The organism is Rhodanobacter sp. MP1X3 (assembly GCF_014207165.1).
Classification (GTDB): Bacteria; Pseudomonadota; Gammaproteobacteria; order Xanthomonadales; family Rhodanobacteraceae; genus Rhodanobacter.
Map to the genome: position 1 here is coordinate 25,167 of NZ_JACHCO010000013.1, position 7,994 is coordinate 33,160.

The following is a 7,994-nucleotide window of genomic DNA, read 5'->3' on the forward strand; positions in this document are numbered from 1 at the left end:
ATCTCCAAGCCATCCACATAAGAAAATAATGAGCTCAGCGAAAAGCTTCGTCGACGCGCGTGATCTGCTCTGGCGTCACCGCACCGACTACGACCGGGCCTATGCCGAATTCCGCTGGCCGGTGCTCGGCGATTTCAACTGGGCGCTTGATTACTTCGACGTCATTGCAGTCGCTAATGAAAACACGGCGCTGTGGATCGTCGATCTCCCGGAGCACGAGGGGCGGCGTTTTTCGTACGCGCAGATGTCCGAACGATCGGCGCGCATGGCCAACTATCTGCGAGGGCTAGGCGTCAGGCGCGGTAACCGTCTCTTGCTGATGCTGGGTAACCAGGTCGAGCTCTGGGATGTGATGCTGGCAGCGATGAAGCTCGGTGCCATCGTGTTGCCGGCTTCCACGCAGCTTTCCACGGATGACGTGCGCGATCGCGTGAGTGTCGGAGCGGTGGATTTTGTCGTGGTGAGCAGTGCTGAGACGCAAAAGTTCGAAGCGCTCGATCCGAAGCTGACGCGGATATCGGTCGGCGAGCCGCGTCATGGCTGGATCGATTTGAGCGATGGCTACGTATCGTCGCCCGACTTCATTCCCGATGCACCGACTCGTGCCACAGATCCGATGCTGCTGTACTTCACCTCGGGCACCACGTCCAAGCCGAAGCTGGTCGAACATACGCATCAGAGTTATCCCGTCGGACATCTCTCGACGATGTACTGGATCGGATTGCAACCGGGCGATATCCATTGGAACATCAGTTCTCCCGGCTGGGCCAAGCACGCTTGGAGCTGTTTCTTTGCGCCATGGAACGCGCTGGCCTGCGTCTTCGTGTTCAACTTTCCACGCTTCGTGCCGAAGGATGTACTGGAGGTCCTGGTGAGCTGCAAGGTCTCCACTTTGTGCGCGCCGCCGACAGTCTGGCGCATGCTCGTGCAAGAGCCGCTGGTGGCGTATCAAGTCACGCTTCGCGAAATCGTCGGTGCCGGAGAGCCACTGAATGCGGAGATCATCGAGCGGGTTCGGCACGCGTGGGGAATCACCATACGCGACGGCTTCGGCCAAACCGAAACCACCTGCGTGATCGGCAATTCGCCGGGGCAACCGCTTATACCCGGATCCATGGGGCGCCCGTTGCCGGGTTATCGCGTCGAACTGGTCGATGCTGACGAGCAGCCAGGCGAAGAGGGTGAAATCGCACTACCACTGGAAGCGCGTGCGCTCGGCCTGATGACCGGTTACGCCAACGACGTCGACGCTACTGCGTATGCTATGCGCCATGGCTACTATCACACGTCCGATATCGCGATGCGCCGCAACGACGGTCACTACGTTTACGTCGGACGCGCCGACGATGTGTTCAAATCATCCGATTACCGACTCAGCCCGTTCGAACTCGAAAGCATTCTGATCGAACATGAAGCCATCGCCGAAGCCGCCGTTGTGCCAAGCGCTGATGCGCTGCGGCTCTCGGTGCCGAAAGCCTATGTCACCCTGCGACAGGGCTTCGAAGCCGGACCGGAACTGGCGCGCAGCGTCTTTCGTTTTTCGCGCGAAAAACTCGCACCGTACAAACGCATCCGCCGACTGCAATTCAGCGAACTACCCAAGACGATTTCCGGAAAAATCCGACGCGTCGAACTACGTCAGCAAGAGTTGACGCGCACTGCCGATCCCACACGACTTCCCGGCGAATACTGGGAAGAGGATTTCCCCGACTTGCGTTGAGGCTATCCGAACCGCTATCCACCGATCACGCGTTTGCTTGGCGTAAAACTAAACGGCTCGCATCGTTGCTATGCCGCTCTCCTGGCAGGAATCGAATCCGCATGCCATTGCTGGGAAGCCATAGGGCGCATTTGCAAATCATGTTCCCCCCGAACTTTCTTGCCGGCTCGCTATTCTCGTTTTTCGGGTTGAATCATGACGCCAACAACAGAGCCCGAAACTCGGTTGATTGCCAGCAAACGGATGTGAACCTTGTCGCCCAAGACGGGTCCTTTCGAGCCATAAGGACGCGGAACCACGACGTCGACATGGCAATCAAGCCGAGCGAGCCATCCATTTTGAGTTGCCGAAGCTAGAACACCCATGTGGATCTGGCCTGACGCCAACTCTTTCGGCAGTTCCTGTTTGATGACTTACACCGTTTAGTTTGAGCTGTTGATGGCCCAGTATGACGAGAATTCGGCCTTACAACGGCTTTGCGCGAATAATTTGCATGAATAGAAGCGCTGGCCAATATAAACGCCACCTGGGAGGTGGCGTTGCTTTGATCATCAGGTATCTCTTCAGTCGCGATGAGCCCGTGACTTCCCAAGCGGTTTCATTTCTACATATGCGCCATGCGCCTAGGCCATCCGCTGCCAGCCTATTTGTTATTGCTGGCCGATCGCTTGCGCTGAGTCCTCTTCATCGGGTCTTGATGTGCCTGACGCCTATGCTATCGACCAAGAGTTTCACCGAGGATGACGCCATGAGCGATAAAGACGATCCGAGCAAGGTCAACCAAAGCAATCCCAAGGGAGGCGATAAGGGTGCCGCGGGTGTCGGTGGTGAAGTTGGCGGGGAAGGGAACGATCCGGGCGCGGGCTCCGGTGGCAGCGGCGGCGACGACAGTACGCGGACCGCGGGACGTGACACGGATGGCAAGCCGAAACGCCCTTAACGCGATTACCCATCGGCCTAACGCTGCAAGGATTGCCATCCCGATCACGCTTCGCGCGTAGGGGACTGAACACCAACTGCAAGGCGCTGCTCGACAAGCTCAATAGCAACGCCAAGGACGGTCTGATCAACGCCGAACGGGCTTGACTGGAGTTCCACAATAAGAATGGCGATTTCGAAGCCTCTCTTTATGGATGATCGGCGATACATTGGAATCGACAGAAGTCTCGGCCATGCGTCGGGTTTTCTTGTGTCTGGACGCTGGCAGCCTGTACCAAGGTAGTATCAAGGCCGAGCGAATACCGCACGGCTCGAAGTCTACGTGCTGGAACGATTGGCGCTAGACTCAAATTGTATGAAGCATGGAGCGCATATTTATGCATAGCCAAAGCATGGCCAAGCCAAAGGACACGTCGCCGAGCTGTGAACTATCCAGCCGCGTCCTCAGGGGCTCACTAGCGGCTCCCTTCATCAATACGCTGACGACACGTCGAGTCCCTCAGTGGCTCAGGCGGTCAGACCGTGAAACTGTGCTATCGGTCGATGACCAGCCCTACACGCTCTGGGACGATGGTGGCCGAACACTTTCTATAGAGGCAGGAATCCCATGCTCAACCGCATGACTGCAGTGCTGCTCTTTTCTCTGACCCTGATCACTTCCGGATGTGGCGCATCAACGATGAAAACTCCCGACATCAAGCAAAACCCAAACCCGAAGATGCGCTACGAAATCACCATGACAGTTGATGGTGCGCCGGAACCGTTCGATTCGATCAATGGCTATGTCGTGTATGAGGTTGTGAACGATGCTTGCGTGCCGCTTCAACCGGGCAGTGGCGCGCGCTTGGCGCCCGAAAAGAGCTTGCCCCTTGAGTTCACTCGCCAAGGCAATGTCTTCAAGGGCGCCTTTTACGCAGACCAACTCCAAGACGAAGATTACTTTGGGTTGGGGGTGTGTCACTGGGGCATCGCGTCGGCAGGCGCGAACCCGAAAGTCCATAACTACAGCTTCGATTTGGGCATCACGACCGATGCAATCCGTGCTGGGAAATCGGAAGTCATCTACTTCACCAAGAAAGCCTTTTTAGAGGCAGCATCGCATGGTGGGGACCACGACGGCGGCACGGTTCGCACGGACTATGTTGCACAGCACCCTCAAGAGTTCTTCTCGATAACGATTGAGGCAAGGGAGGGTGTCAAATGACTCTTCGATCCACAGATTACGCCGCGTTGGCGCAAGACTCCTACAAAGACCCCATCCTCAACAAAACAGTTCCGATCAATGGCGTTGATTACAGAGCCATTGCGTTTGCAAATGATCCGCGAACGGGCTTTCAGGCCACGGCGTACGAACACATCAACTCCAATGGCTCTCATGAGGTCGTCTTTGCTTATCGGGGAACCGAGTTCAACAGGGAGCCAGTGCAGGACGGTGCGACCGACGCTGGCATGGTGGTCAGTGCCGTCAACGCTCAAGCGCCGGAGTCAGAGGCGTTCACAAAAAGCGTGATGGCCAAAGCGAACACTGAGGCCGAAAAAAACCACTATGCCGTGGATTTCAAAGTGACGGGTCACTCCCTGGGTGGAACTCTTGCAGAAATTAACGCATATAAATTTGGCCTGCACGGCGAAACGTTTAATGCCTATGGTGCCGCTGGTCTTGCGATGGGCATCCCTTCTGGCGGGAATCAAGTCATTGACAATGTCAAAGCAACGGATGTTGTGAGTGCAGGAAGTCCGCATTTTGGCCAAGTTAGGACCTTTGCGACCCAGCAGGACATCGATCACCTTCATCAAGCGGGCTACAACAACGACAGCAGCATCTTGAGTCCGCGTAATCTGGTCGGCGAAGTGAAACGGGATGGTGGTGGTGCGCACGGCATCGCCAACTTTGCACCTGATCAAAATGGTCAGACGATCATGACAGCCAGCAATCAAGCGCTGGCTCATAACAATGAGGGCGCAATATCCCGATATCGTAATGACGTCCGCGATGTGCGGGTGGGTATCTCGATGGCCACGGGCGGGGAGGAAGCCGTTCTTGCGGTTGATGGCGCCATTGCCGCAGGGCATAGTCTTTCCAAAGCATCAGCGGCGGCGGAGAAGTCATCGGTTCGAGCTTACGAAGCTACCCGCGAAACAGTGGTGCATGAGGCGCACGTCGTCCACGACAAGGCAGTTGAAGGGTTACATGCAACCGAGCATGCAGCTCAATACGTAGGCCACGAGGCGCACCAGGGTTACGATTACGCTAGGGAGAAGACAATGCAGGCAGCGCACGCGACCGAGCACGCAGCGCAATACGTCGGGCATGAAACGGTCAAGGGCTACAACGCCACCGTCGATGCCACCTCACGCGGCATTGAGGCGACCATGCATGCCGGACACCAAGCCTACGACGCCACGGTCAATGCGACGTCGCATGGGATTGAGGCAACCGTAGATGGGGCCAAGGCCGTGGGGCATTTTGGTGAGCGTGTCTACGGTGCCACGGTCGATGCAACTTCCCGCGGGATGGAAGACGTTACGAATTTCGCCAAGGCGCATCCGATCCATCTCGACCATCCCTCGCATCCCGACAACAAGCTGTTTCAGCAAGCGCATGACGGCGTAAAGAAGCTCGATGCTGAGCACGGCCGCGCGTCGGACCATCACAGTGCGAATCTGGCAGGGGCATTAACTGTCGAGGCGAAGTCGCAAGGTTTGAAGCGAATCGATATGGTGGCATTGAGCGATGACGGCTCGAAGGCATTTGCTGCCGAGAAAGTCATCCCTGGCGCGTTCAAGAACGTTGCCGGTGTCGAGACGGCCCATGCGGTAAATCTGCCCATCGAACAAAGCACGCAGCAGATGGCGCATGTTAATCAAGCCTTGCAGCAACAGACACAAGCGCAGTCACAACAGCAAGCAGCGCCAGTGAACCCGCAACAAGCCAATCCGACGATAACGCGATAAAGGTTATTTGCGACGTTACGTGCGGGCTACAGCAAGAAAAGCGCGGAGGTTCGCGGGGCGGAGCTATTAAGGAATCGTAAGGTTTCTGACGCCGTCGACCGGGCAATCGCAAACAGGCGCGAAAACTACAGATGGAAGCGGAAGGCGTACCAGTGCAACCAACACCTGCCCCGAACGTATTAGCATTCTCCCATCCCGCCCTATTGAGCAAGGATTGCCGTGATGCCGAATCTTCCGCCGCCGCCCGTCCCGCAGAAACTACAGGAGATGCTGAAGGACTATCCCGAATTGATCCAAGAGCTTCAGGACACCTTGGACAGTTATGTGAAGAAACCGAATCCATTACAGCCGTTTGATGGCGCTATATGGCTTCTTGAAGACACGCTTTCATCTTTCATCTCCGAAGCCCGCGACGAACTCAAAGCCGCCGAGGCGGGCGCTGATGCGCAGGCGATTTCACAAGCCGAAACTAAAAAGTTGCTGATGTTCCGTGCACGCTCAGGCTCGGCTGGCGGAGGGTTGCTCGATCTAAACGAGTTAAAAGTTTACTTCGATGCGAACAGTAGGGCTTTCGAATGAACACGCCCAGAGACCATCTCGATCCAGAAGCGCATGCGCGTCTCTTTGCCAGTGAGGTTGTGCCGGGAAGCGGCTTGAATGACGCACTTTCCCACGAAAGACCGAAAGCCATCATCCTGGGAGGACAGCCAGGATCGGGTAAGCGCCGGCACGCCCCAGTTTCTCCCGATCGATCGATCGGCTGGGCTCTTCTGCTTCCCTGCCATGATCTGCTCGGGAAGCACCAATCCAACTGTGCCAATGCCCGCCTGATACGCTCGAATAATAAACTCGACGTTCTTATCGTTTACCAGACCTGTGCGAATAACCTTGACCTTGGCGCTACGCAGTTCCGCGATCAACGCAGCTTGCTGCTCCGCGGTTAGTTGGTCTGGGCCCACCACGTTCACACCGACAACAACGTTGCTTGCTCCCAGAGCATTCGCAATACCAAGCGCGAAAAGCAGGATGCAAGCTGTAACCCCGAACTGTTTGCTTCGCATGAGACCTCCAGGACACAACGTAACCTATCAGACGAAGGGACAATTTCAGCGACTGGCTCAATACCATCCAGCATCAGATCGCCCCGGCTAATACGAAGCCGGGAGGGGGACAACCGCCACGGGCAACCCGGTGGGCGAGCGACCAGTGATCGCCTTTACCGCGCCTCCTTGTAACCATTGCGCAATCATTACTTCGGTGCAGCGTGCCGCTGTTACTGCAGTGGAAGCACGCGCAGCGACTTCACGTACATATGATGTCCTTCCGGGTGATCGGGAATCTTGCCTGCATAATCCATCAGCGCGGTGGAAAAGCGAATATCGGTTGCCGCATGAATGGAATTGCCGGTACGAATCGCCGCGACGGGCTCTCCATCCACGACATAAACCACATCACTCGGCGTCCAAAGTACGCCAAGGATGTGATAGCTCCGGAAGAAGTCTTCGCTGAAGCGGCTGTCGAAGCCAACCGCATGGGCTTTGTCGTCTTTCTCCGTAGCCCAGTTATTGTTGTTATGCAGCGTCATGCGGTTGATGTTGGGGAAATGTAACTCTGCAATATCGATCTCGAAGTGGTCCTTGGTGACCAACCAGAACGCGTTGTTCAACCCATCGATATCGGCGGGCTTGATCTCCGCTTCGAAGTAGCCGAATTTATAATGCTGTTTGCTGATAATAAAGCCGGTAGACCATTTGGCCTTGCAGTTGGTGGCCACACGCGTACGCAGTTGCAATCCGCCGGGCGCTGCTATGACATTTTCCGGACGGCGGCAGGACTTCATATTCGAGGTATCCTCGGACTGGAACTGCCAATCGTCGGCTAGTTTTTGTGAATCGTTAAAGTTCGTTGCATAAACTGGCTGAATTTTACCGGAGCGGTAAAACGCCACCGCTTTCCGATCGGCTTCTGTTACGGGCCGCCGCACACCCCATGGCTGATCGGGATTGCCCCAAGTTAGTTTCTTCAGTTTTGCCTGTTGAGCAAACGATGGAATTCCCAGCATTGCACCGGCGGCAAAACAGAATGCGGCGAGAAGCGCGCGACGAAGAAGTTTCAGCGACTTCATTGCGTAATTCCCCTTTCAAAGGAGGAGTACTTCTCGGATGCGCTCATTTTAGTGGGTTCTCCAATACCGCCTTGGCATCCGGGAGCAGAGCTCCGCTGGGATCTATCAATCCACTGATGGCTCGAATCCCTGTAGCTGTGCGAACGCGATCCTGCTCACTCGACGTCCCCCCAGCTTCAGTAGCGGTCGGCTCTAGAATCCGGTGGTTACTTTATCGGTTTTGCTCGCGAGTTGTTTCGCGTACTCAGCGGGCGT

At 56.0% G+C, this 7,994-nt stretch carries 7 protein-coding genes; 5 read left to right on the forward strand and 2 right to left on the reverse strand.

Annotated features, from left to right (window positions below; translation table 11 throughout):
* Window positions 1-28: 28 nt before the first annotated feature.
* From HDE79_RS21500 to HDE79_RS21525, 5 genes are all read left to right on the forward strand, one after another.
* Window positions 29-1,720, forward strand: a complete 1,692-nt coding sequence (locus HDE79_RS21500; RefSeq protein WP_184605235.1) for an AMP-binding protein — start codon at window positions 29-31, stop codon at window positions 1,718-1,720.
* A gap of 748 nt (window positions 1,721-2,468) precedes the next feature.
* On the forward strand, window positions 2,469-2,660 hold the full coding sequence (locus HDE79_RS21505) for a hypothetical protein (RefSeq protein WP_184605237.1): 192 nt from the start codon (window positions 2,469-2,471) through the stop codon (window positions 2,658-2,660).
* A gap of 606 nt (window positions 2,661-3,266) precedes the next feature.
* Window positions 3,267-3,863, forward strand: coding sequence for a hypothetical protein (locus HDE79_RS21510; RefSeq protein WP_184605239.1), 597 nt, complete (start codon window positions 3,267-3,269; stop codon window positions 3,861-3,863).
* Window positions 3,860-5,614, forward strand: a complete 1,755-nt coding sequence (locus HDE79_RS21515; protein ID WP_184605240.1) for an XVIPCD domain-containing protein — start codon at window positions 3,860-3,862, stop codon at window positions 5,612-5,614. Before HDE79_RS21510 ends, HDE79_RS21515 begins: the two co-directional genes overlap by 4 nt.
* Before the next feature lie 222 nt (window positions 5,615-5,836).
* Entirely contained in the window at window positions 5,837-6,193 is a 357-nt protein-coding gene (locus HDE79_RS21525; protein ID WP_255488545.1) for a hypothetical protein, read from the forward strand.
* Here the strand turns inward: HDE79_RS21525 and HDE79_RS22145 are convergent.
* Entirely contained in the window at window positions 6,160-6,675 is a 516-nt protein-coding gene (locus tag HDE79_RS22145) for a hypothetical protein (RefSeq protein WP_255488546.1), read from the reverse strand. The genes HDE79_RS21525 and HDE79_RS22145 overlap by 34 nt on opposite strands.
* A 212-nt stretch (window positions 6,676-6,887) precedes the next feature.
* Window positions 6,888-7,739, reverse strand: coding sequence for a glycoside hydrolase family 16 protein (locus HDE79_RS21535; RefSeq protein ID WP_184605244.1), 852 nt, complete (start codon window positions 7,737-7,739; stop codon window positions 6,888-6,890).
* Between the last annotated feature and the right edge of the window lie 255 nt (window positions 7,740-7,994).